The 21,978-nt window shown below is 36.1% G+C and carries 25 protein-coding genes; 7 read left to right on the plus strand and 18 right to left on the minus strand.

The annotated features are described in order from the left end of the window. Nucleotides 1–92 precede the first annotated feature (92 nt). From ES677_RS01615 to ES677_RS01625, 3 genes are read right to left on the minus strand one after another with little or no spacing between them, the layout of a single operon-like run. Nucleotides 93–1,091, minus strand: coding sequence for a hypothetical protein (locus tag ES677_RS01615; RefSeq protein ID WP_148380237.1), 999 nt, complete (start codon nucleotides 1,089–1,091; stop codon nucleotides 93–95). Further along, complete coding sequence (locus tag ES677_RS01620; protein ID WP_148380238.1) at nucleotides 1,088–1,675, minus strand: hypothetical protein; 588 nt, start codon at nucleotides 1,673–1,675, stop codon at nucleotides 1,088–1,090. Before ES677_RS01620 ends, ES677_RS01615 begins: the two co-directional genes overlap by 4 nt. 24 nt (nucleotides 1,676–1,699) lie before the next feature. Continuing rightward, nucleotides 1,700–2,224, minus strand: coding sequence for a WG repeat-containing protein (locus tag ES677_RS01625; RefSeq protein ID WP_148380239.1), 525 nt, complete (start codon nucleotides 2,222–2,224; stop codon nucleotides 1,700–1,702). A 476-nt stretch (nucleotides 2,225–2,700) separates the two neighbouring features. On the opposite strand from ES677_RS01625, the gene ES677_RS01630 reads away from it, so the two are divergent. Beyond that, nucleotides 2,701–3,768 carry a methyltransferase gene (locus tag ES677_RS01630; RefSeq protein ID WP_148380240.1) on the plus strand — a complete coding sequence of 356 codons (1,068 nt, stop codon included), beginning with the start codon at nucleotides 2,701–2,703 and terminating at the stop codon, nucleotides 3,766–3,768. Between the two features lie 101 nt (nucleotides 3,769–3,869). Here ES677_RS01630 and ES677_RS01635 read toward each other — a convergent pair whose 3' ends face one another. Together ES677_RS01635 and ES677_RS01640 are read right to left on the minus strand one after the other, a co-directional pair. Further along, nucleotides 3,870–4,484 (minus strand): hypothetical protein, encoded by a 615-nt coding sequence (locus ES677_RS01635; RefSeq protein WP_148370340.1) that lies wholly within the window; start codon nucleotides 4,482–4,484, stop codon nucleotides 3,870–3,872. A 97-nt stretch (nucleotides 4,485–4,581) separates the two neighbouring features. After that, complete coding sequence (locus ES677_RS01640) at nucleotides 4,582–5,112, minus strand: CIA30 family protein (RefSeq protein WP_148370339.1); 531 nt, start codon at nucleotides 5,110–5,112, stop codon at nucleotides 4,582–4,584. A gap of 334 nt (nucleotides 5,113–5,446) precedes the next feature. Here ES677_RS01640 and ES677_RS01645 point away from each other — a divergent pair, with 334 nt between their 5' ends. Then, a complete protein-coding gene (locus ES677_RS01645; RefSeq protein WP_148370338.1) occupies nucleotides 5,447–6,079 on the plus strand; it encodes a MarC family NAAT transporter in 633 nt (210 codons plus the stop codon). On the opposite strand, the gene ES677_RS01650 is transcribed toward ES677_RS01645, so the two are convergent. From ES677_RS01650 to ES677_RS01675, 6 genes are all read right to left on the minus strand, one after another. After that, the gene (locus ES677_RS01650; protein WP_148370337.1) at nucleotides 6,074–7,615 is read right to left on the minus strand and encodes an acyl-CoA carboxylase subunit beta; all 1,542 of its coding nucleotides are present in this window, start codon (nucleotides 7,613–7,615) and stop codon (nucleotides 6,074–6,076) included. The two genes, ES677_RS01645 and ES677_RS01650, sit on opposite strands and share 6 nt — an antisense overlap. Before the next feature lie 67 nt (nucleotides 7,616–7,682). Then, complete coding sequence (locus tag ES677_RS01655; RefSeq protein WP_148380241.1) at nucleotides 7,683–9,125, minus strand: acetyl-CoA carboxylase biotin carboxylase subunit; 1,443 nt, start codon at nucleotides 9,123–9,125, stop codon at nucleotides 7,683–7,685. 1 nt (nucleotide 9,126) lies between these two features. Next, entirely contained in the window at nucleotides 9,127–9,615 is a 489-nt protein-coding gene (locus ES677_RS01660; RefSeq protein ID WP_148370335.1) for a biotin/lipoyl-containing protein, read from the minus strand. A gap of 36 nt (nucleotides 9,616–9,651) precedes the next feature. Next, complete coding sequence (locus tag ES677_RS01665; protein ID WP_148380242.1) at nucleotides 9,652–10,332, minus strand: PrsW family intramembrane metalloprotease; 681 nt, start codon at nucleotides 10,330–10,332, stop codon at nucleotides 9,652–9,654. Next, a complete protein-coding gene (locus ES677_RS01670; RefSeq protein ID WP_148370333.1) occupies nucleotides 10,333–10,887 on the minus strand; it encodes an NUDIX hydrolase in 555 nt (184 codons plus the stop codon). Between the two features lie 61 nt (nucleotides 10,888–10,948). Continuing rightward, on the minus strand, nucleotides 10,949–12,037 hold the full coding sequence (locus tag ES677_RS01675; RefSeq protein WP_148370332.1) for a M42 family metallopeptidase: 1,089 nt from the start codon (nucleotides 12,035–12,037) through the stop codon (nucleotides 10,949–10,951). Nucleotides 12,038–12,147: 110 nt separating this feature from the next. Between ES677_RS01675 and ES677_RS01680 the strand changes: the two genes are divergently transcribed. Together ES677_RS01680 and trhA are read left to right on the plus strand one after the other, a co-directional pair. Beyond that, on the plus strand, nucleotides 12,148–12,822 hold the full coding sequence (locus ES677_RS01680; RefSeq protein ID WP_148370331.1) for a DUF4294 domain-containing protein: 675 nt from the start codon (nucleotides 12,148–12,150) through the stop codon (nucleotides 12,820–12,822). A gap of 10 nt (nucleotides 12,823–12,832) precedes the next feature. Further along, nucleotides 12,833–13,459: a PAQR family membrane homeostasis protein TrhA gene (gene trhA, locus ES677_RS01685; RefSeq protein WP_148370330.1), complete on the plus strand. Its 627-nt coding sequence runs from the start codon at nucleotides 12,833–12,835 to the stop codon at nucleotides 13,457–13,459. Between the two features lie 12 nt (nucleotides 13,460–13,471). On the opposite strand, the gene ES677_RS01690 is transcribed toward trhA, so the two are convergent. Next, nucleotides 13,472–14,104, minus strand: a complete 633-nt coding sequence (locus ES677_RS01690; protein ID WP_148370329.1) for a MarC family protein — start codon at nucleotides 14,102–14,104, stop codon at nucleotides 13,472–13,474. A gap of 170 nt (nucleotides 14,105–14,274) precedes the next feature. Here ES677_RS01690 and ES677_RS01695 point away from each other — a divergent pair, with 170 nt between their 5' ends. Then, on the plus strand, nucleotides 14,275–15,912 hold the full coding sequence (locus ES677_RS01695; protein WP_148380243.1) for an ABC-F family ATP-binding cassette domain-containing protein: 1,638 nt from the start codon (nucleotides 14,275–14,277) through the stop codon (nucleotides 15,910–15,912). 92 nt (nucleotides 15,913–16,004) lie between these two features. Here ES677_RS01695 and ES677_RS01700 read toward each other — a convergent pair whose 3' ends face one another. Then, entirely contained in the window at nucleotides 16,005–16,688 is a 684-nt protein-coding gene (locus ES677_RS01700; RefSeq protein ID WP_148380244.1) for an SIR2 family NAD-dependent protein deacylase, read from the minus strand. A 113-nt stretch (nucleotides 16,689–16,801) separates the two neighbouring features. On the opposite strand from ES677_RS01700, the gene ES677_RS01705 reads away from it, so the two are divergent. Continuing rightward, nucleotides 16,802–17,623, plus strand: a complete 822-nt coding sequence (locus ES677_RS01705; RefSeq protein ID WP_148380245.1) for a CHRD domain-containing protein — start codon at nucleotides 16,802–16,804, stop codon at nucleotides 17,621–17,623. Nucleotides 17,624–17,688: 65 nt separating this feature from the next. Continuing rightward, nucleotides 17,689–18,342, plus strand: coding sequence for a TrmH family RNA methyltransferase (locus tag ES677_RS01710; RefSeq protein ID WP_148370325.1), 654 nt, complete (start codon nucleotides 17,689–17,691; stop codon nucleotides 18,340–18,342). Nucleotides 18,343–18,444: 102 nt separating this feature from the next. Here ES677_RS01710 and ES677_RS01715 read toward each other — a convergent pair whose 3' ends face one another. The 5 genes from ES677_RS01715 to ES677_RS01735 form a co-directional block, all read right to left on the minus strand. Beyond that, nucleotides 18,445–19,749 carry a cryptochrome/photolyase family protein gene (locus tag ES677_RS01715; protein ID WP_148380246.1) on the minus strand — a complete coding sequence of 435 codons (1,305 nt, stop codon included), beginning with the start codon at nucleotides 19,747–19,749 and terminating at the stop codon, nucleotides 18,445–18,447. Nucleotides 19,750–19,811: 62 nt separating this feature from the next. Continuing rightward, on the minus strand, nucleotides 19,812–20,273 hold the full coding sequence (locus ES677_RS01720) for an SRPBCC family protein (RefSeq protein ID WP_148380247.1): 462 nt from the start codon (nucleotides 20,271–20,273) through the stop codon (nucleotides 19,812–19,814). 15 nt (nucleotides 20,274–20,288) lie between these two features. Continuing rightward, on the minus strand, nucleotides 20,289–20,750 hold the full coding sequence (locus ES677_RS01725) for a TspO/MBR family protein (RefSeq protein ID WP_148380248.1): 462 nt from the start codon (nucleotides 20,748–20,750) through the stop codon (nucleotides 20,289–20,291). Next, nucleotides 20,747–21,283: a glutathione peroxidase gene (locus ES677_RS01730; protein ID WP_148380249.1), complete on the minus strand. Its 537-nt coding sequence runs from the start codon at nucleotides 21,281–21,283 to the stop codon at nucleotides 20,747–20,749. Before ES677_RS01730 ends, ES677_RS01725 begins: the two co-directional genes overlap by 4 nt. 6 nt (nucleotides 21,284–21,289) lie before the next feature. Continuing rightward, nucleotides 21,290–21,973, minus strand: a complete 684-nt coding sequence (locus ES677_RS01735) for an SDR family NAD(P)-dependent oxidoreductase (protein ID WP_148380250.1) — start codon at nucleotides 21,971–21,973, stop codon at nucleotides 21,290–21,292. Nucleotides 21,974–21,978: the final 5 nt, after the last annotated feature.

Raw genomic sequence — 21,978 nt, forward strand, 5'->3', positions numbered from 1 at the left:
TTTTAGCATCATTTCATTCCTATTCAACGTGTCTAAAACTGTAAAAATGCCGTTAAAAACAGACGTGTAAAAATGGTGTATCATGTTAAATACTAAACTGATGGATTTCGTTTATCGACTTTAAATTTTCTTGAATATTTCATTTTATTACCATAATAATTACCTTCTAAAACCACGCGCCAAAAAATAGAAACATCCTTATAGTTTACCGATTGTAAGCCACTTTCTTGAGGGTAATTGAATTGTATGGTAGAGGTGTCTCTAAAATCTGTTAATGGTTTTTTATGCGATGTAAAGATGGTTTCTATAGCGGTCGACGTTGATGAGCCTCTAGAATCTGTGACTTCTTCTATAATTTCATAATAGAGCGTTTGGTTAGATAAATTAAATTTCTTGGTTTTGTAAATTTTGCAATAAAAGCCGTCGTCATTTTGTAACGTTTCTAGAGATACTTTTCCCAGCGCACCTTTAATAAATTGATTACTAACAAAAACTAAAAGAAAAACTAAAATAACACCTAAAACTATATATAGAGTATTAAAATCGGGTATATAATAGCTGTATATAGCGCCAAAAATTAAGATAAAAATTAAGGAGATAAACAAATTGGTCTGCAAATAAAACTTCTCCTTAATTTCAAATACTTCATAAGGTCTGTTTTTGTTTTCGAAGTTAAAATAATGCGTGGTTTTTATTTCATTTTTAGAGCTTACTACCGCTTTTATCTTGGCAAATGCGCTTCTTTCTATTGTACTGCTATCGTTTTCATTAATAGCCAGTATAATGTCGCAACTATAAGAAAAGCTCACGTTTTTACAGCTGTAGGATTCTATGCTGTCCGCAGGTAAATCAAAAGAAAAAGGAAGGGTATACGTTTTATTTTTATACAGAGCCTGGTCGTGCGCCAATTCTATAGTTAACACGTGTTCCTTTTGACTCGTCATTCGGCCTCTGGCTTCAAAATAAATCATTCCAGTGATTCCATCGGCGTGAATAGTTTCCGAAGCCAAAATAGTGCAGTAACCCGATACCACGTTTGCCGTAGACACGCTTTCTATTATAAACTCTTGTGTAAAGATCGTTTTAGTCATTGATAGGTTTCGTAAAGATGGTTAATAATTGCTCTGTAATTGTCTTTAAATTTTTTTATTAATACCGTGGAATCCTTTACCGAAAATAGATTTTCGCATTCTAGACCTTCAGGCGATGCTAAAAGTAAACGTTTATTTAGTATCAGCTGAAGTGTTTCTGGTTCAATCCCGTTAAATTGCAACGAATATATCTTTTTTTTAGCAATTAAACACTCCCATTTTCTGGTGTAATGTGTGGTGTAAACGATGGTTTTCTTCTGTTTAAATAATTGTAAGCGTTCCTTAATTTTTAAATGATGAATACTATCTATGAAAAGAATTTCTTTAGTATGGTTTAGTACTTCTGATGCTGAAGATTTCGCATTAAGAAACACGATAGGGAACCCTTTTAACTGTTGGTGCACAGACCTTAAATGTGTCGTTTTTCCGCGGCCTTGTTTCCCTAAAAACTCAATAGTAAATAATTCTTCGGGTTGTTTAATTTTTGAGATAAGGGTTTCCATATTAAATCGCGGCACGAGAACTGCGTTGATATCCTCGGCTAATAGACCAGAAAACGGATTGTATGTTAAGTTGGTTTTCAAAGGGGGTATTTTATAAAAAGAATCTTAAATTTTTACGCGTTTTCCATCTTTCGAAATGCGATACCAGTGCTCACTTTCCCAAGCCGTATATTCACCATCGTTAACTGTTTTGCAAGTGTTGGATACTTTTGCAAAGTGGCCTTCAAACGGATAAGCACATTCAAATTGAGGTTCTATTATAACTTCTCCTTTGGTATTGGCATAACCAATTTTTCCGTTTTTAAGGATTCTAAACAATCCGCTTTCTACAAAATCAGGACCATTATCGTATTTAAAAACCTCAAATATTTCATTGGCATTACGATCAATACCCAAAATTCTTCCCGTTTCTTTTTCAACGACCATTCCTAAATCGCGAATGGTGTCGGTAAAACAATAATCGTATTTTTCCACAGGAATAATTAAATCTCCTTTAGAATTCATATAGCCTGAAGACGCTCCGGTTTTATCAGAATTACTCAAGCTAAATTTTACTAAGTAATAGTCTTTGTTCGAGGTGCAAGCCACCATAAGGCATATAATAACAATTCCTGCAATGCGTTTTTTCATATTATTTTATAATTTAAGGCACCTAAAATAGATGACTATGGGTGTGCTCTTTAAAATAAGGATTCAAAATTATTGGTTCCCTTTTAATGCGGGTTAATTAGCGGGTTCAATATAAGTAATAGTTACTTTAAATTGTTGTAAAATACGCAACGAAGAGTGTTTTCTTCATAATGACAGTTGGAGATAGTAAATAGATATACTAGGTTTTATTTTTTTAAGCACTGTGACACTTATATTACTATTTTGTTTTTATTATTTGATAGATAAACCTTTATAATCGGGTATGTAATGGAATTTATTAAAGTATCTTTGCCGATTATTACTCATTTTCGATACTAATGATCTCTTTATAGCACTGTGGCCCATTGCTAAGAATTTATTTTTGACTATTTTGAATCGATCTTTTATCCATTATATTCAGTTAAAAAAGTAGATTAGTCGTTTTTACTTCTTAATCGAAAACAATACAATTATTTATGAGCACAGATATTACTATTAATAAACCTGCACCTTTTGTTCCGGAAAAACGTTTAGAATTATTTAATCGCGCGACAGATGTTAAACTAACTATAAAAGCTTTAGAAGCAGGGAAACATGTTTTAATTACCGCTTTTTATAGCAATGGATTGGTGCTTCTTAAAGCCTTACAAGACCATCTTAAAAAGCAGTTTCCTAATAAAACATTTTTAGAGCAGCGCAAATACCGATCGGAATACCGAAAACTATCGAATCTTATAGTCATAGAAATTGCAGATCATAAATTAATAGTAAAAAAAGCACCGGTAATTGGTTGGTTGGAAAGACTGTATCCTGAAACTTCTAATTTTTTATTGACTTTTCCACAAGTACAAGGCTTAAACAGCTCTTGGCAATGGTACGAAAAAGGGGTGTTAATTCCGGTGTTAAGAAATAAATTACACCCGTATTACGGCACGTACGTGCCGACTCGTTTTGATCATTTAGAGTTGTTCGATAATTGGTTGAAGCGCTATGAAGGAGCGAAAAAAACAGCGATCGATGTTGGGTTTGGTAGTGGCGTACTGTCTTTACAACTCGTAAAACACGGATTTCAGAAAGTCTTAGGAACCGATATTAACCCGAATGCCGTGGTAGGACTAACTGAGTTTATGGGCGACACGAAGTTATCTCGTAAAATAGAATTAGACCACGGATCTCTTTTTGGTAAATTTGAGCAGCAGACAGAACTGATTGTTTTTAATCCGCCGTGGTTACCAGAACCTCGCAGGGTGGATGCTCTTGATGAAGCTATATATTACCCTAAAAACTTGTTTCCTGATTTCTTTAAAGGTGCCAAGGAGCGTCTTTTAGACGATGGTCATTTGGTACTGCTTTTTTCAAATTTGGCTCAAATTACTAACGTTACCAAAGAGCATCCCATCGAAAGGGAGCTTGCGGAGGGCGGACGTTTTAAATTGCAACACTGTTATAAGAAAAGTGTGCGAGGCGCTTCAAAACAAACAAATCGCGACCAACATTGGCGTTCGGAAGAAGAAGTGGAGTTGTGGGTGCTTGTAAAAAACTAAGACTGTTATTGGTGGTTTTACCCACAGTATCTCCCGAGGTTTTGCTTCGGGTTCTACATTTAGATACTTAAGTTTTATGAAGAATTAAGAACTATAGCAATTTATTTTTTAACGTTATCCCTTTTCTTAAGCACACCTAATAGTTGCCCAATTCCAATTCCAAAATACGTTCGGTCTTTGTTTATTTGCACCATTGGCGATAGACTAAGTCCGTAGATTCGCGTAAATGGGAATTCTATTTTTGGGTTAATAATAAGACTTAGTGTTCGGTAACGATGGTATTGATAACTGTAATTTTTATCTAACAGGTAGGCTGAATCTCTTTGCCAATTTGTGGCCTCTTTTATAGTAGTAAGGCCTATGCCCATAGAAAGATTTAATCTAATACTCCCTTTGTTATTTAACTTAATAATCCGTCCAGCTCCTATTTGGTAATTTTCCATAGTATCGAAAGGGCCAATTAATCCAAGCGTAAAGAGACCTGGAAAACCCCTGCTAAAATCATCAGGTTGCCGTTTTGGTTTTCGCAAATTTCCAGTATACCCAATTTTAAAGGAATAGGTTTCGTTGTAAATGTAATTTGCGTTGAGATCAATTCCTATATAATTTCCTAAGTTATAATCCATTGATAAATACAACGCATTGTTTTCAGACCACTGCGCATTTACCGACGGCACAAAAATAGTCAATGTAAAAAGTAGTAGTAATTTTTTCATAGGTTTTAGTCCCTTGGGGTGAATTATAATATATAATACCAGCGGAAATATTAAATTTAATGGAAGCTAAGCGAATACAGCTAAATTGAAATGTTTTCTATTGTAACCGTATACTATCTAAAAATAACGTAAAAGATTCCTCTCTTTTATTACCAATTAAAAAACCAATTTCTTCAAAAGATTCTGCCGAAAAATTAGTCATCTCTAGCGTTCTTCCGCGAAAGGAAGGATACAAGTCTTTTAAAGGAATACTAATGTCTTCCCATTCTCCCGATGTTTTAAAAGTCGTAATATAAGAATGGACATCTGTCGCTTTTGTTTTTACTCTAAACTGATAGGTTTTTCCATCACCGCGAAGTCTTAAAACAATATTCGAAAATCCTTCTACGCTAGTTTTCTCTGTATTGAAACGCAAAGACGAAAAACCGCCATTATTTTTTAAAGAGACGCTGCCAGTGAAAACACCGTTGCCATCTTTGTTGAGAGAGAAAGTGCCGTTAGAGCGCCCTCCCATAACGACATCATCTACTACGCGCCAGTTTGTAATGTTGGAAGATGTATTAAAATTGAAAATTATAGCCATTGTTTGTGTGGTTGTTAAGATTATAATATACAGTAATAATTTCATAGTAGGAGTTGTTTTTGCCTTTTGTTGTGTCTTTCTTAAATAAAGTAAACAACAATTGAATTGCTAACTAAGATAAAGAAAATACCGTGACCCTAAATTAAGGTGTCGGCGTTTATTATTCTATAGCCGTCCCCAAAGCGACCAATGCTTTAAAATTATTTAAAAAAGGTATTCAGTCTATTTGTAAACTTTAGTTTATTACCCATTTAAGCGGTGTTAAATTAATGTATAGCGACAAATTATTAAAGACTAATAATTAACTATTCGGTAATTATATTTTAATGAGGTGCTAACTTTCTTTAGGGGAAAAAGAACGGAATTTGCATAAAAAACTATGGAATTATTCTTATTAAGTTTTGGTGCCTTATTCTCGATTATGAATCCTTTAGGAACTGTACCTGTTTTTGTGGGGTTAACGCAAGAACACAGTAAAAAGGAGCGCGCTATAACGGCCTTTTGGACGGCTTTAAATGTCTTTGTTATTTTGCTTTTATCATTTTTTGCGGGCAAGTATATCTTGTCCTTTTTCGGAATCAGTTTGAATGCGCTTAAAATTGCCGGCGGACTTATTATCGCGTCCTCTGGTTTTGCTTTGTTAACAGGGAAATTTGGAGAACATAAAGGAATGAAACGCGAGCGTGTGCAAAAAGATATACATTCGCGAGATTCTATATCGTTAACACCGTTATCTATACCAATGCTGGCAGGGCCTGGAACTATCTCGCTCTTGATCGCTTATAACCAAGAATATCAGAAAATATATGAAATATGGACGCTTTTAGGAGCGATGCTTTTAGTCACGATATGTATTTATGTAATACTAAAAAGCGCCCATTTCATCGTTAAATTCTTGGGCGCTTCTGGTATTAATGCACTTTCCCGAATTATCGGGTTTATCGTTATCGCCATAGGCGTAGAGTATATTATCGCCTCGGTGGTCGATATATTGTCTCGTATCGCTCTATAACGGAATATTTCCGTGCTTGCGTTTTGGTGTTTCGATCTGCTTGTCTTCTAGCATAGCGAAAGCTTTTATTAACTTTCGGCGGGTATCTTGTGGTAAAATAACTTCGTCTATAAATCCACGTTCTGCGGCACTGTACGGATTTGCAAAAAGAGCGGCATATTCAGCTTCTTTTTCTTTCCATTTGCCGTCGCTATCTTCGGCTGCAGAGATTTCTTTCTTAAAGATAATTTCCGCTGCTCCTTTAGCGCCCATTACTGCAATTTCAGCACTTGGCCACGCATAGTTCATATCGGCACCAATGTGTTTCGAGTTCATTACATCGTAAGCGCCACCGTAGGCTTTACGTGTAATAACGGTAATACGAGGTACAGTTGCTTCACTAAAAGCATACAATAATTTTGCTCCGTTAGTAATAATTGCGTTCCATTCTTGATCGGTTCCCGGTAAAAATCCAGGCACATCTTCTAAGACTAGTAATGGAATGTTGAAGCAATCGCAGAAACGGACAAATCGTGCCGCTTTTGTTGAACTATCAACATCTAAAACGCCGGCTAAATATAACGGCTGATTGGCAACAATACCAATGCTTTTCCCGCCCAACCGTGCAAAACCGACCACTATATTTTCTGCAAAATTCTTATGAATTTCGTAAAACGAGTCTTCGTCAATTATACCGTTAATAACGCTGTGCATATCGTACGGTTTATTTGCGTTATCAGGAATTATATTTGCTAATACCTCGCGCGTTTCCTCTTTTAATTCAAAAGGAAGGGCTTTCGTTTTTTCGGTATTATTCTGAGGAAGATAGCTCATTAATTTTTTAACGTCTTCCAAACATTCAATATCGTTAGCCGATGTAATATGAGTTACTCCCGATTTTGTGGAGTGTGTGCTCGCACCACCCAATTCTTCAGAGGTTACGGTTTCGTTAGTTACCGTCTTTACAACATTTGGGCCTGTTACAAACATATAACTGGTATTTTCTACCATAAGTGTAAAATCGGTCATTGCTGGCGAATACACGGCACCACCGGCACAAGGTCCCATTATGGCTGAAATTTGAGGAATTACTCCCGAAGCTTGAACATTTTTGTAAAAAATATCGGCATAACCACCAAGCGAGCGTACTCCTTCTTGAATACGCGCACCACCAGAATCATTAAGTCCGATAATGGGAGCACCTACTTTTACTGCTAAATCCATTACTTTACATATTTTTTCGGCGTGCGTTTCAGAAAGTGAGCCTCCAAAAACGGTGAAATCTTGGGCAAAAACATAAATCAATCTTCCGCTTATTGTTCCGTAACCTGTAACAACCCCATCACCATAAAACTGCTGATTTTCCATTCCGAAATCTTTAGTTCGGTGTGTGACTAACGCTCCAATTTCTTCAAAAGAACCATCGTCTAAAAGGTAAGTCACCCGTTCGCGTGCTGTTAATTTCTTTTTTTCGTGTTGTTTATCTATACGTACCTGTCCGCCACCCAAGTGAGCTAACGTCAGTTTTTTGTTTAAATCTTTAATTTTAGAATCCATTTTTCTAAGTGTATTTTAAAATGCGCGCTTAAAAGCACATTGCATTGTTTTTTATTGTGATGAGCGCTTATTTCGTTGGTACGCGTAGCACTTTTTGATCTTCAATATATTGTTTCAGAGCTATTTTCGCGGCTATTTTTGCTTCATTCTCTTGTTTTGCTTTTATAGCTTCTGGCGAATAAAACTGCTTAACGAAATGCGTATTGAAATGCCCTGAGGTAAACGCTTCGTGTTGGCAAACAAAAGCACCAAAAGGTAAAGTGGTCTGTATGCCTTCCACTTTATACGCGCTAATGGCTGTACTCATTAATTGAATCGCTTCAGCTCTTGTGTCGCCATAGGTTATTAATTTGGCCAACATTGGGTCGTAATAAATAGGGATATCCATTCCTTGCTCGAAACCATTATCCACTCTAATGTTTTCGCCCACTGGTAATTGGTACACGTCTAAATGCCCCACGCTAGGTAAAAAATCGTTTAATGGATCTTCGGCGTACACACGTAATTCGATAGCGTGTCCTTTAATTTTTAAATCGCTTTGTTTAAGTTGAAGCACTTCATTCCTTGCGACTCTAATCTGCAATTCGACTAAGTCGGTACCCGTAATAAGCTCGGTAACGGGGTGTTCTACTTGCAAACGCGTATTCATTTCTAGAAAATAGAAATTGAGGTCGTCGTCTAATAAAAACTCCACTGTTCCTGCATTTACATAATCGCAAGCTTTAGCTACTTCTATAGCGGCTTGTCCCATCTTCTCTCGCAATTCGGGAGTCAATACAGCGGAAGGAGCTTCTTCGACAACTTTTTGATGGCGCCGCTGTATACTACATTCTCGCTCGAATAAATGAATCACATTACCGTGATTATCGGCCATTATTTGTATTTCAATATGTCGCGGAGAGGCCACATATTTCTCGATAAATACGGAACCATCACCAAAAGCGTTTACAGCTTCACTGATGGCGCGATCCATTTGCGATTCGAAGTCCGCTTCCTTTTCTACCACGCGCATTCCTTTTCCTCCACCACCGGCAGAGGCTTTAATAATAATTGGAAAGCCAATGGTAGTAGCAATTTTTTTAGCTTCAGGAATATCGGTAATCGCTTCTGCGGTACCCGGAACCATTGGGATATCGTACGCTTTAACCGCTTCTTTGGCTGCTAATTTACTTCCCATTATTTTAATGGCTTTGGATTTCGGACCAATAAAAAGGATGTTATTTTGTTCTGCTTTTTCCGCAAATTCAGCATTTTCAGAGAGGAAACCATATCCTGGATGAATGGCATCGACATTTAAGCTTTTCGCAACTTCAATAATTTTATCGCCTAATAAATAGGATTGATTTGAAGGCGCTTCACCAATTAAAACGGCTTCGTCTGCATATTTTACGTGCGGCGCATTTCTGTCGGCAGTAGAATATACTGCGACCGTTTTAATGCCCATTTTTTTTGCTGTTCGCATGACACGAATGGCAATTTCACCTCTATTTGCTACTAGTAATTTCTTCATCTTAATTTTCAAATTCAATTAATAATTGATTTTTCTCTACGGCATCTCCCGTCTTCACAGCAATAGATTTAATAATGCCATCGCGAGGTGAATTAAATACATTTTCCATCTTCATTGCTTCTAAAATTAACAAAGGATCATTTTCTTTAACCTCCTGACCTTCGCTTACATTTAAAGATAAAATAAGGCCTGGCATCGGTGCTTTAATGTCGTTTATTGTTTTGGACGCTCCAATCTCAAATCCCATTTCTTTAATTAAATCATCGAGTTCGTCGTTTATTTGAACGGCGTAAGTGGTGTCATTGATTTCCACTTTATAACTCTTTTTATTAAAATCTGAAGCTAAAATCTGTGCCTTAAACGAGGTATTGTTCTCAAGAATATGAAACGTATTGTCCGCTGTTTTTAAAGCATCTAATGTTGAAACGCTGTCTTGCGATAACTCAAAATTATAGTTAGAATTGACGCTTGTTTTATATGTTTTACTCATAAAATTGTGTGTATTTCGAACCTTAAAGATAAGGTGTTATTTGGTATTTTTAAAAATGGATATGCTTTGATGTCTTTTTATAGCCTTTCGAGAGAGTAAAACACCTATGATTAATGAAACGAAAGCTCCAACCCAAATGCCTGGAATAAAGTCTATAAACAAGAAGAAATCGTAGGCGCCGTGAAATAAAACAGCTAATAATAAACCGGTTAAATTAAGTACTATTTTGTTTTTTGAAAACTTCGCTTTTCCCATAAAATAGCCCATTAGGATTCCAAAAGTAGCATGTGCTGGTACGGCAGTAAAGGCTCTTAAGAGAGCTGTTGATGCTCCGCCTTCTAAAACATATAATACATTCTCGGTAGCGGCAAAACCCATAGACACCATAACGGCGTAAACGATGCCGTCGAACCGTTCGTTAAATTCTTTTCGGCGTTGTGCAAAGAATAATACAATAAGGTATTTGCTAAATTCTTCTGAAAACCCAACGACCACAAAAGCTTGAATACATTGTTGTACTACATTGAGATTGTCGGTAACCGGTAAGGCGATTTTGAAGACACTATATAGAATAGTCGTTATAAAAATGCTAACTATAGCGCCCAATAGAAATGAAATGAGAAGTAGCCATTTCGGCTCTCTTTCATATTTATCCTTACTATAAATATAAATAATGATTATAAAAATAGGGGCGAGGGCTAGTAGAAGTAGAGTCATTTAGTTGCTGCGTTGTTCTATGGATTTTAAAACCTTTAGGTAGTACCTATAATTTGAAGCCACAAAATGCCCATTGGTTGTACTATGTTTCAATAGTACTTTGAACGCTTCAAAAGTTACTAATTTTAAAGCCTCCACTTCCTCAACTTGAGGTACAAGTTCTGATAGCGGTACTTTCAATTCCGCCATAAAGGTATGGTGAAATTCATTATCGATAATACCATTATTATATGATTTGAAACAGTCAAAAACACCAATTTTATGCAAATCGGAAGTCGTTATTTTCAAGCCAATTTCCTCTTGAGTTTCTCTAATGCCACCATTGGTAATGGATTCGCCAGCATCGACGTGACCAGAAACGGAAACATCCCAAAGTAGCGGGTATATTGCTTTTGATGCTGCACGCTGCTGTAATAATATATAACCGTCTTTGGTGTAAAACCAAATGTGGGCGGTATTATGATACAACCCTTGACTGTGAATTTCAGATTTTAAAGCTGTTTTACCAGTGGCTTCTCCCGTTTGGGTTACAATATCTATACACTCTTCTGTCATATCAAAAAGAGCCTCTAAAAAGAGGCTCGTAATTATTTTTAGTTAAATTCAGCTTCGCTGGCTATTCAAAATAGGAGAACGTTTCGCCGTCTTCAATTTTAAGTAAGGTTTCGTAAATTAATTTAATCACGTTTTCTACATCGTCTCTGTGCACGGTTTCTACCGTTGTATGCATATAGCGTAATGGTAACGAAATTAAGGCAGAAGCTACGCCGCCATTGCTATAGGCAAAGGCATCGGTATCTGTTCCTGTTGCGCGCGATAAAGCAGTACGTTGAAAAGGAATCTTGTTAGCATCGGCAGTATCGGTAATTAAATCACGTAATTTTTGTTGAACTGCTGGTGCGTAAGCTATAGCAGGTCCTTTACCAATTTCGCAATGTCCTTGCGCTTTTTGGTTAATCATTGGTGTTGTTGTATCGTGTGTTACATCGGTAACAATCGCCACGTTTGGCTTAATACGCTCACTAATCATTTGTGCACCACGCAAACCAATTTCCTCTTGTACAGAGTTGGTAATGTAAAGTCCGAAAGGTAATTCTTTCTTATTTTCTTTTAGTAAACGCGCTACTTCAGCAATCATAAAACCACCCATTCTATTGTCTAATGCACGACAAACAAAGTTGTTTTTGTTTAAAATATGAAATTCGTCTGGGTAGGTAATTACACAACCCACGTGTACGCCAAGGGCTTCAACTTCATCTTTAGTTTTACAACCACAGTCAATAAAAATATTATCAGGTTTTGGAGCCTCCTCTTTCGATTTATTTCTAGTGTGAATCGCTGGCCATCCAAAAACACCTTTTACAATGCCATCTTTAGTGTGAATATTTACTACTTTACTCGGTGCAATTTGGTGATCACTACCACCATTTCTTATCACGTAAATAAGTCCGTCGTCATTAATATAATTTACATACCACGAAATTTCGTCTGCGTGGCCCTCAATAACCACTTTATATTTTGCATCAGGATTAATAACTCCTACCGCGGTACCATACGTATCTGTAATAAATTCATCGACGTAAGGCTTTAGATAATCCATCCAGATTTTCTGGCCACCCCATTCGTAACCTGTAGGTGCAGCGTTATTTAAATATTTTTCTAAAAAGTCCATAGACTTCTCGTTAAGAATTGTCTTTTTTGCCATTATTTTTAATTTTGCACTAAAGTAGCAATAAACAATTATACTGACTATTAATTAGTAATTTTGTAACATAATAATTAAAAGTTTGGAACGATTTTAGCGTTTGGTGTTATATGAAAAACATGTTATTTCTATTACTATTTTTTTTACTGTATTCACCGCTATATTTATATGCGCAGATAGTACCCGTAGAAAATGATTCTATTGTATTAGAGTACACGTTAATTGATGGCGATTCTATACCTGTAAATGCTATTAATTTAAATGAAGTAATGCTTTTACACCAATTGCATTTTGGTTCCTCATTAGAGCGTAGAAAGTATGTAATATTACGCCGAAAAACATTAAAGGTTTACCCTTATGCAACACTAGCTGCAAATCGTTTAGAATCGTTGAGTGAACGCTTAAATTCTTTAGAGTCGAAACGCGACAAACGCGTTTATGCCCGAAGAATACATAAGTATATTGAAAGTGAGTTCTCTGAAGAATTAAAAAAATTAACCCGAACTGAAGGTCAGATTTTAGTAAAACTAGTTCACCGTCAAACGGGCAACACCACCTTCGATCTCATTAAAGAACTCCGTAATGGCTGGCGCGCCTTTTGGTTTAATACAACGGCGAGTTTGTTTAGTATTTCACTCAAAGAAGAGTTCGACCCCGTTAATGTTAAGGAGGATTATTATATAGAAGATATTTTGGAACGTAGTTTCCAGAGTGGGAGTTTAGAACGTCAAGAGCCCGCTATCCAATTCGATTTTTATGAATTATCTAATAAATGGTTAAAATAGAAACTAATTAATGCGTATTCAAACCCCTTTCGAAGAGAAACTTAACACACTATCGCACGCCATAACAGCCGTTTTGGGTGTTTTAGGACTCGTGTTTTTAATTTTTAAAGACACCAATAAAACCGATTGGAGTTTGTTTAGTGTCGTTCTTTATGGCTGCTCGATTATTGTGCTGTTTAGTGCTTCGGCATTTTACCATTACGAAAAGAAAGAATCGAGAAAGCATTATTTTAGAATTCTCGATCACATCAGTATTTATATACTCATTGCTGGAACGTATACGCCAGTTGTACTTATTACGCTATCCGATAGTTTGGGGTGGCCGCTGTTTTATGCCGTTTGGGGCATTGCTTTTTTTGGCGTGTTTTTAAAACTGTTTTATACGGGACGATTCGAAGTCTTTTCTACACTTTTATACTTAATAATGGGTTGGCTTATTGTGTTCGATTATACGCGGTTAGCAGAATTAATGCCTACTAACGGATTGCTTTTACTCGCTGCCGGTGGTGCAGCCTATACTTTTGGGATTGTGTTTTATAGCGTCGAAAAAATACCGTACAATCACGTGATTTGGCACCTATTTGTTATTGGCGGTGCCTTGTTTCACTTTTTTATGATTTATTTCTACGTTATTTAGTGACGGTCTCTTTTAGTTCATCATATCGGCAATAATAGGTTTTAATCCTGCAAAGAAGAATTCAACAGCAATAACCATTACAATTAAACCCATTAAACGCATCATTACATTATTCCCTGTTTCACCCAATATTTTAATGATTTTTGACGAACTATAAAGAATAACAAAAGTTAATAACATTACGACAACAATCGATAAAATTAAGACGACTTTTAATTCGATTGAATTGGCGTCTTCCATCATAACAATAGCGTTTGTTAGTGCCCCAGGTCCGCAAATCATAGGAATTGCTAATGGGGTTACCGAAATATCGCTAACATAACTTTTTACTTCCGCCGGATTTACTTTTACTTTTCCCAGTCGTGCTTGCAGCATATCCATTCCCATTAAAAAGAAAATTACACCCCCTACCACTCTAAAACTATCTACAGAAATTCCGAAGAATTTAAAGAGTAATTGCCCCGAAAAGGCAAAAATAACGATAGATATAAACGCCACGATCGATGCTTTTTTTGCTATTCGAGTTCGGTCGGCACTTTCGAGATCTCGCGTCATTGTCATAAAAATAGTCATCGTTCCTAGGGGATTGATTAACGTAAAAAAGGAGGTGAATGACAATAAGGCAAAGGATAAAATATCGTTCATAATATGCAATGATAATCAGTTTATAATTAATGCGTTATAATTTTAATGCGCGAAATTAATAAAAAAAGAAGGTTATGAGAACATAATTATTGGATTAATATAAAAATCTACTGTGAGATAAAGGATTTAGTACTGTCAATTTATTAATTTCGTCATCTTAAAATAAGAAGATGATTACAGTAGATAATATAGCCGTTGAGTTTAGCGGAACAACGTTGTTTAAAGATGTGAATTTTGTCATTAATGAAAATGACAAGATTGCTTTAATGGGGAAAAATGGCGCAGGAAAGTCGACAATGATGAAAATTATTGCGGGTGAACAAGCAGCGACTAGAGGTAAAGTAGGATGCCCTAAGGAGACGGTAATCGCTTATTTACCACAGCATTTATTAACTGAAGATGATTGCACTGTTTTTGAAGAAGCAGCAAAAGCATTTAAACATATCTTGGATATGGGCGTTGAAATGGATGCTTTAAATAAAGCACTCGAAACGCGAACCGATTACGAGAGTGACGCCTATATGTCGATTATTGAAAAGGTTGCCGACTTAGGTGAGAAATATTATGCATTAGAAGATATAAATTACGATTCTGAAGTAGAAAAGGCGTTAAAAGGATTAGGTTTTAAGCAAGCCGATTTTAAACGACAAACCAGCACATTAAGTGGTGGGTGGCGTATGCGTATTGAACTGGCTAAAATTTTATTACAAAAACCAGATTTAATTTTACTAGATGAGCCTACCAACCACATCGATATAGAATCGGTACTTTGGCTTGAAGATTTCTTAGTCAATAAAGCAAATGCTGTAATGGTTATTTCTCACGATCGCGCGTTTATTGATTCTATTACCAACCGCACAATCGAGGTAACAATGGGACGTATTCTCGATTATAAAGCGAATTATTCGCATTACTTGCAATTACGCGAGGACCGTAGAGCGCATCAAGTAAAAGCGTACCAAGAACAGCAAAAATTTATTGCCGATAATAGGGTGTTTATAGATCGTTTTAAAGGAACTTATTCTAAAACCAATCAAGTGACATCGCGAGAACGTATGCTCGAGAAGTTAGAAATTATTGAGGTTGATGAAATTGATAATTCGGCATTGAAATTAACCTTTCCACCAGCGCAACGCTCTGGAGATTACCCGATAATAGTCGATGAATTATCAAAAAAATACGGAGATAAAATTATTTTTAATGCGGCTAGTTTTTCTATCGCTCGTGGCGAGAAGGTGTCGTTTGTAGGACGGAATGGTGAAGGTAAATCGACAATGATTAAATCTATTTTAGGTGACATCGATTTTAATGGTACGTGTACTATTGGACACAATGTAAAAGTGGGCTATTTTGCACAAAACCAAGCGACCCTTTTAGATCCGGAATTAACAATTTTTCAAACGGTAGATTCGGTTGCTAAAGGTGATATGCGTACGCAAGTGAAAAATATTTTGGGGCGTTTTATGTTTAAAGGCGAGGAGATTGATAAAAAAGTAAGTGTGCTTTCTGGAGGAGAAAAGACACGTTTGGCGATGGTTAAATTATTATTGGAGCCTGTAAACGTTTTAATATTGGATGAACCCACAAATCACTTAGATTTAAAATCTAAAGATGTTTTAAAAGAGGCTTTGAAATCTTTTGATGGCACTCTAATTTTAGTTTCTCACGATCGCGATTTTCTACAAGGTCTCTCTCAAAAAGTATTTGAATTTAAAGACCAACGTGTCATTGAACATTTCGAAACGATTGATGCCTTTTTAGAGCGCAATAGAATAAAAAGTATTAAGGATATGGATTTAAAAATCTAATGTACCGACGTTTATTTCAGAAATTCCAATACCATTCAATTACTATATATAAAAGGGGAGCTGTGAGAACTTCGTCTCTTTTTTGTTGACTGTTATGGCATTGTTTTAATCATTTCAATAGCCTCTTTTACACCTAGAGTCGCTGCTTTAGCAATTACGGTGAGGTGCTTAGAGTTTTGAATATTCGGATTGGGATCTATAAAATAAACGGGTGTACCGTCGGGGATGTAATGCCTTAAACTTGCCGCAGGATAGACTTGCATCGAGGTTCCTACTATTATTAAATTTGTTGCTGAATTACAAATGGTCATTGCGGTATCGATCATTGGGACCGCTTCTCCAAACCAGACGATATGCGGTCGGAGTTGTTCGCCCGCGTCATTATAATCACCGTTATTTAAATCGGTTGTCCACGATACTATGTCGTTTTCATTGTTGATGGATCGTGCTTTTAGTAATTCACCGTGTAAATGAATCACATTTGTGCTTCCGGCACGTTCGTGTAAATCATCTACATTTTGAGTAATAATGGTCACTTTGTAATCGGCTTCTAATTCAGACAAATCAAAATGTGCTACGTTCGGTTGTACCTCCAATAATTGTCTTCGGCGCTGATTGTAGAACTCTAAAACTAAAGCAGGGTTTGCTTCAAAACCTTCAGGCGATGCGACGGCCATCACATCTTGGCCTTCCCATAATCCATTAGCATCTCTAAACGTTTTAAGTCCGCTTTCGGCACTAATACCAGCGCCAGTCAATACGACGATGTGTTTCATATTAATTTATTTAATATTGTTTAAAGATATATTAATTTTTATTCTGTTTAAAAGGAATTGAACAATACAAAAACATTGTTTAATTTAGTACTCTGAAAAAATATAAAAATACTATGAGAAAATCGCTATTAAACCTACTCTTTATGTGCCCCCTTTTATTATTTGTTGCCTGTGGAAACGATGATGATGCACCAATTCCTGAAGATATTGTGACACAATTGGCAAGTACAACCTACGATTTAGGTGCGGCATCAGATTTAGCTATTCAAGGGTTTATTACTGTCATTAAAAATTCTAATAATACAACCACATTATATATCGAACTTTCGGGAGATTTAAATGCTGCCGACCACCCTGCACAATTACGACTTAATACTGCAGCCGAAACAGGTGCGGTTGCTTTAGAGTTAGAAGCTATTAATAACGAAACAGGAATAAGTAGCACAACAACCAGCGCTTACACTTATGAGGACCTCATAGATTTTGATGGCTACGTGAATGTACAATTTAGTAATTTTGAATCTGATGGTCTATTAGTTCAGGGTGATATTGGGCAAAACGATTTAACAACAACTAGTATTACTTACGATTTACTTGAGAAAGATGTTTTGGGTGCTTCGGGTAATATTACTTTTACAAAGCGCTTAAATGGTGAAGCTTTAGCGGTTATTTCATTAAACGGAACGCCGTCCGGAGGGATTCATCCGGCTCATATTCATAGTAATGATGCTGCTACGACTGGGCCAATTATTTTTACCTTTAATACTGTAAACGGAACGACTGGCATTAGTAAAACCAACGTTTCTGCTTTAAACGACGGCGCGCCATTTTTATATGATGATGTGCTTACGGTAAACGGATATATTAATGTGCATTTAAGCGACAGCCAATTAAATGTAATAGTGGTGCAAGGCAATATAGGTGCCAATAATTAAACACTTATTTTTAACGACGTTAAAACCTGATGCCGCCATACCATCAGTTTATTTATTTTTATTTTATGATTGATAGAGCATTATTACAACATTTAGAAAGTTATTTAACCCCCCACCGGTTGGAGCGTTTTAACTACGTTATCAACAAGCGGACGAAACATTTCACAGTCGCCACCGAAGATGTTTATCAATTACATAACACCAGCGCCGTAATTAGAAGTTGCGATGTGTTTGGTATTCAAGAAGTGAATATAGTTGAGGAAATAAACTCTAAGCGTATTGATAGAGAAATCGCGATGGGAGCACAGAAATGGGTAGATTTAAATCGCTACCATTCTATTAAAGACTGTATTGCCGATGTAAAAAGTAAAGGATACCAAATTGTGGCAACGACACCGCATACCGACGATTGTGAACTTCACGATTTTGATGTGACAAAAAAATCTTGTTTTTTCTTCGGAAGAGAAACCGAAGGGTTGTCGCAAGAGGTTTTAGATGAAGCCGATGTGTTTTTAAAAATTCCGATGTCTGGATTTACTGAAAGTTTAAATATTTCGGTATCAGCTGCAATTATTTTACAACACGTTACCACAAAGTTGAAAAAGACCACTGTAGAGTGGGGTCTTACTGACGATGAAAAACTACAAAAACGATTAGATTGGTGTACGAAAACCATTAAAAGTCACGAAGAGATTATAGCTCGATTTTATAATAAATAGAATTGAAAGTCTATGTTATATCCTAGTAGAGAAATGTAAAAGCAGTAAATTGTAATAAAATCTACTACTCTTTTTATAGGATTTTTCTAGAATTTATTTCCATTAATTTAAAGCGGTTTTATACGTTTTTAAGCAACGTTCTCGTGCTTCTTTATGGTCGACCATTGGTTTTGGGTAGTTAAACTCTTGATAATTTGGCACCCATTTTTTAAGGTATTTATGGTCTTTGTCAAATTTTTCAATTTGTGTCGTCGGATTGAAAATCCTAAAATATGGAGCAGCATCGACGCCAGTACCGGCTGCCCATTGCCAGTTGCCAACGTTGCTGGCGAGTTCGTAATCGTGCAGTTTTTCGGCAAAATAGGCTTCTCCCCAACGCCAATCGATAAGTAAATGTTTACACAAAAAACTACCAACTAACATGCGCACGCGGTTATGCATAAATCCAGTGGTGTTAAGTTCTCTCATTCCTGCATCTACAAGTGGGTATCCCGTTTCTCCATCGCACCATTTTTTAAATTCGGCTTCGTTATTTCGCCAGTCAATTCTATCGTATTTAGGCTTAAATGCGTTTGTAGTTGTTTTAGGAAAATGCCATAATATCTGAATAAAAAATTCTCTCCAAATCAATTCTTTCCAAAAGGTATCGTTGTTTTCGGCTATTGCTTTTTTTAATATTTTACGAATGCTAGCTGTGCCAAAGCGTAAATGCGGTCCTAATCGTGATGTAGCATCTAGGCCAGGGAAATTACGAGTACTTTCATACGCCTCAATTAGCGTTGGAGTAATAGTATAGGGTGCAATAATTTGCTGAGATTTTTTAAATCCAATATCCGATAAGCTTAGATTTGGTAAGCGTGCGTTTTTTATAAGATTATCTAGATACTCATTTGTATAATAAATAGTTAAATCGTGTGTTTTAAACGCCTCTTTCCAAAGCTTCATATAAGGTGTGTATACCAAATACGGTTTACCATCGCTTTTTGTAACTTCCTCCTTCTCGAAAATAACGTGATCTTTGTACGTTTTAAAATCAATGTCATTACTTTTTAGTAACGACTCTATAGCAATATCGCGTTCTTTAGCATAAGGTTCGTAATCATGATTGGTAAACACGGTACCGATAGTGTAAGTTTCTATCAGCGTTTTAAAAACACGTTCTGGAGTTCCTTTAAAAATAGCTACACTACTATTATGGTGGTTCTGCAAAGTTTTACGCATTGCTTGTAATGTGTCGAAAATGAACGTAATTCTAGCATCGTCTTCTGGTAGGGGGTCTATTATTTCAGTATCAAAAATAAAGATGGGTACTACTGGATTATCCCCGTTTAAGGCTTCATAAAATCCCACATTATCATCTAATCGTAAATCGCGACGGAACCAAAAAATATTTATAGGCGGCTTCATTGTTAGCATTATTTTGACGAATAAGGACTAGTTTTAGTAATAACTAAGATCATTATAAATTGTTAATATTTTCCGAAAAGCGCTTCTAGCTTCTGTGTTCTGTATTCAAAAATTTCTTCAAGTTTTGGTTTAACTAAAAAAGGATGCACTAGCTGCCCTAAAAAACCAAACGGTACTTTATAATCTATAATATCTTCCATTTCAACACCTCCATCAATTACATTAATAAAGTGTTTATGATGCCATAAAGCGTAGGGGCCATAACGTTGCTCATCTACAAAATACTCTCCGTCTTTTACGTGTGTAATTTCGGTAACCCATTTCGTTTTTATTCCCATAACTGGCGTTACTATATATTGTATAATTTGTCCAGCAAACATTGGGCGGTCGGCTCCAGATAAGATATTGAATCCCATATAATCGGGAGTTATGGTTTTTAAATTCTTCGGACTTGACAAAAAGTCCCAAGCTTGTTCTTTTGTAATCGGTAACTTTTGCTTTTTATGGAAAGTGTAGATTTTCATATTTGAATTCTGAAATTAATTATTGACTAAAACATAAGCATTCAATGACGTTGCGATAACTAGCCATATCATATAGGGCAATAGGAGGTAAGTTATAGCTCTGGGTGCTGTCTTATACTTAAAAAAGAAGTAAAAAATAACAACGGTTAACGCTGTTATAGTTATTAATCCCATCAATACGAGATGTTGATTAAAAAATATAAAATTCCAAATGACGTTTAAAATTACTTGGAGTCCGAATATAACTTGTACTTTTTTAGAATTGTTACGATAAAATAAATAACTGAGGTAGATTGAAAAGCACACCATAATTGTACTCCAGGCCGCACCGAAAACCCAGCCCGGCGGCGTCCAAGGCGCTTTGTTTAAACCTAAGTACCATTGGGACCGCGGTCCATTATCCATTAACCAGCTTCCGATTCCTAAAGCTGAAAAATTAATGATTAAAAAGATGAAAAATAGTTTTAAACGTTTCATAATTTTTTTGTTATTTTTTTACTTAACGGGCTCGTTGTAGAGTAATAGTAGTCTAACAACTCACCTTTAGGATCTACTAAATACTTTTGGAAATTCCATTTTACTGAAGAGCTTTTAACGCCGTTTCTGCTCTCTTGCGTTAGCCATTTATACAATGGATGTTGATTTTTTCCTTTCACAGCAACTTTTTCTGTGATTAAAAAGGTAACGCCGTAATTGACTTCGCAAAACGTTTCGATGTCTTGAGAATTTCCAGGTTCTTGATTGCCAAACTGATTGCAAGGCACCCCAATAACAACCAATGCATCTTTATAGGTGTTACTCAAAGTTTCTAAATCTTTATACTGAGGTGTAAATCCGCATTTTGACGCTACATTAACAAATAGAATGTGTTTTCCTTTATAGTTTGTAAAATCAATGGTTTTACCCGTTAGGCTATGCATTGAAATATCATAGATGGATGATTTTTCAGCTTTAATATTAGAGCCCGATTGCGTAAAAAGTGTTGCGAAAAACGCTTTAAAAGGATTCATAAGTGATTATATTTTAAAGCTGACAATACCACAATCCATTTTTAAAACTTGTCCTGAAATGGCAGCAGCCTTTTCAGAAATTAAAAAAGCTGCCATATTGGCTACTTCTTCAGGGTTTAGAAACTTTTTAAGCGGGTGGCGATCCGTAATGTTTTCTATCATTTTTTCGTTGCGCAACAGTTTAGAAGCCAAATCGGTATCGGTAACTGTGGGAGCAATGGCATTAACACGAATTGTTGGTGCTAATTCTGCGCCGAGAGATTTCATTAAACCCTCAACTCCAGATTTTGAAGCTGCAACACTAGCGTGGAAGGGCATTCCTAAAGTGGTGGCTACCGTACTAAATAATAAGATAGAAGGTTTATTTCCCTTTTTTAATAGTGGGAGATAGTGCTGAATGGTTTTAACAGCACCAATAACGTTAATTTCGAAATCCTCTCGGAATTCGTCTAGAGATAATCGGGAGATAGGCTTTAGATTAATACTGCCTGGGCAGTAAATAATAGAATCTAAAGCGTCTAAATCAGGGAGGTCATCGGTTAAAATGTCTCCCTGAAAATGGTGTAAATTATTGTGACCAAAACTTGGTGCTGTACGGCTAAAATTGTAAACAGTATGGTGACTTACTAAATGTTGAACAATGGCGTTACCAATACCTTTACTTCCGCCTACTACTAATATTTTTTTCATAATTA

The organism is Bizionia gelidisalsuginis, from assembly GCF_008086185.1.
Lineage (GTDB): Bacteria > Bacteroidota > Bacteroidia > Flavobacteriales > Flavobacteriaceae > Bizionia > Bizionia saleffrena.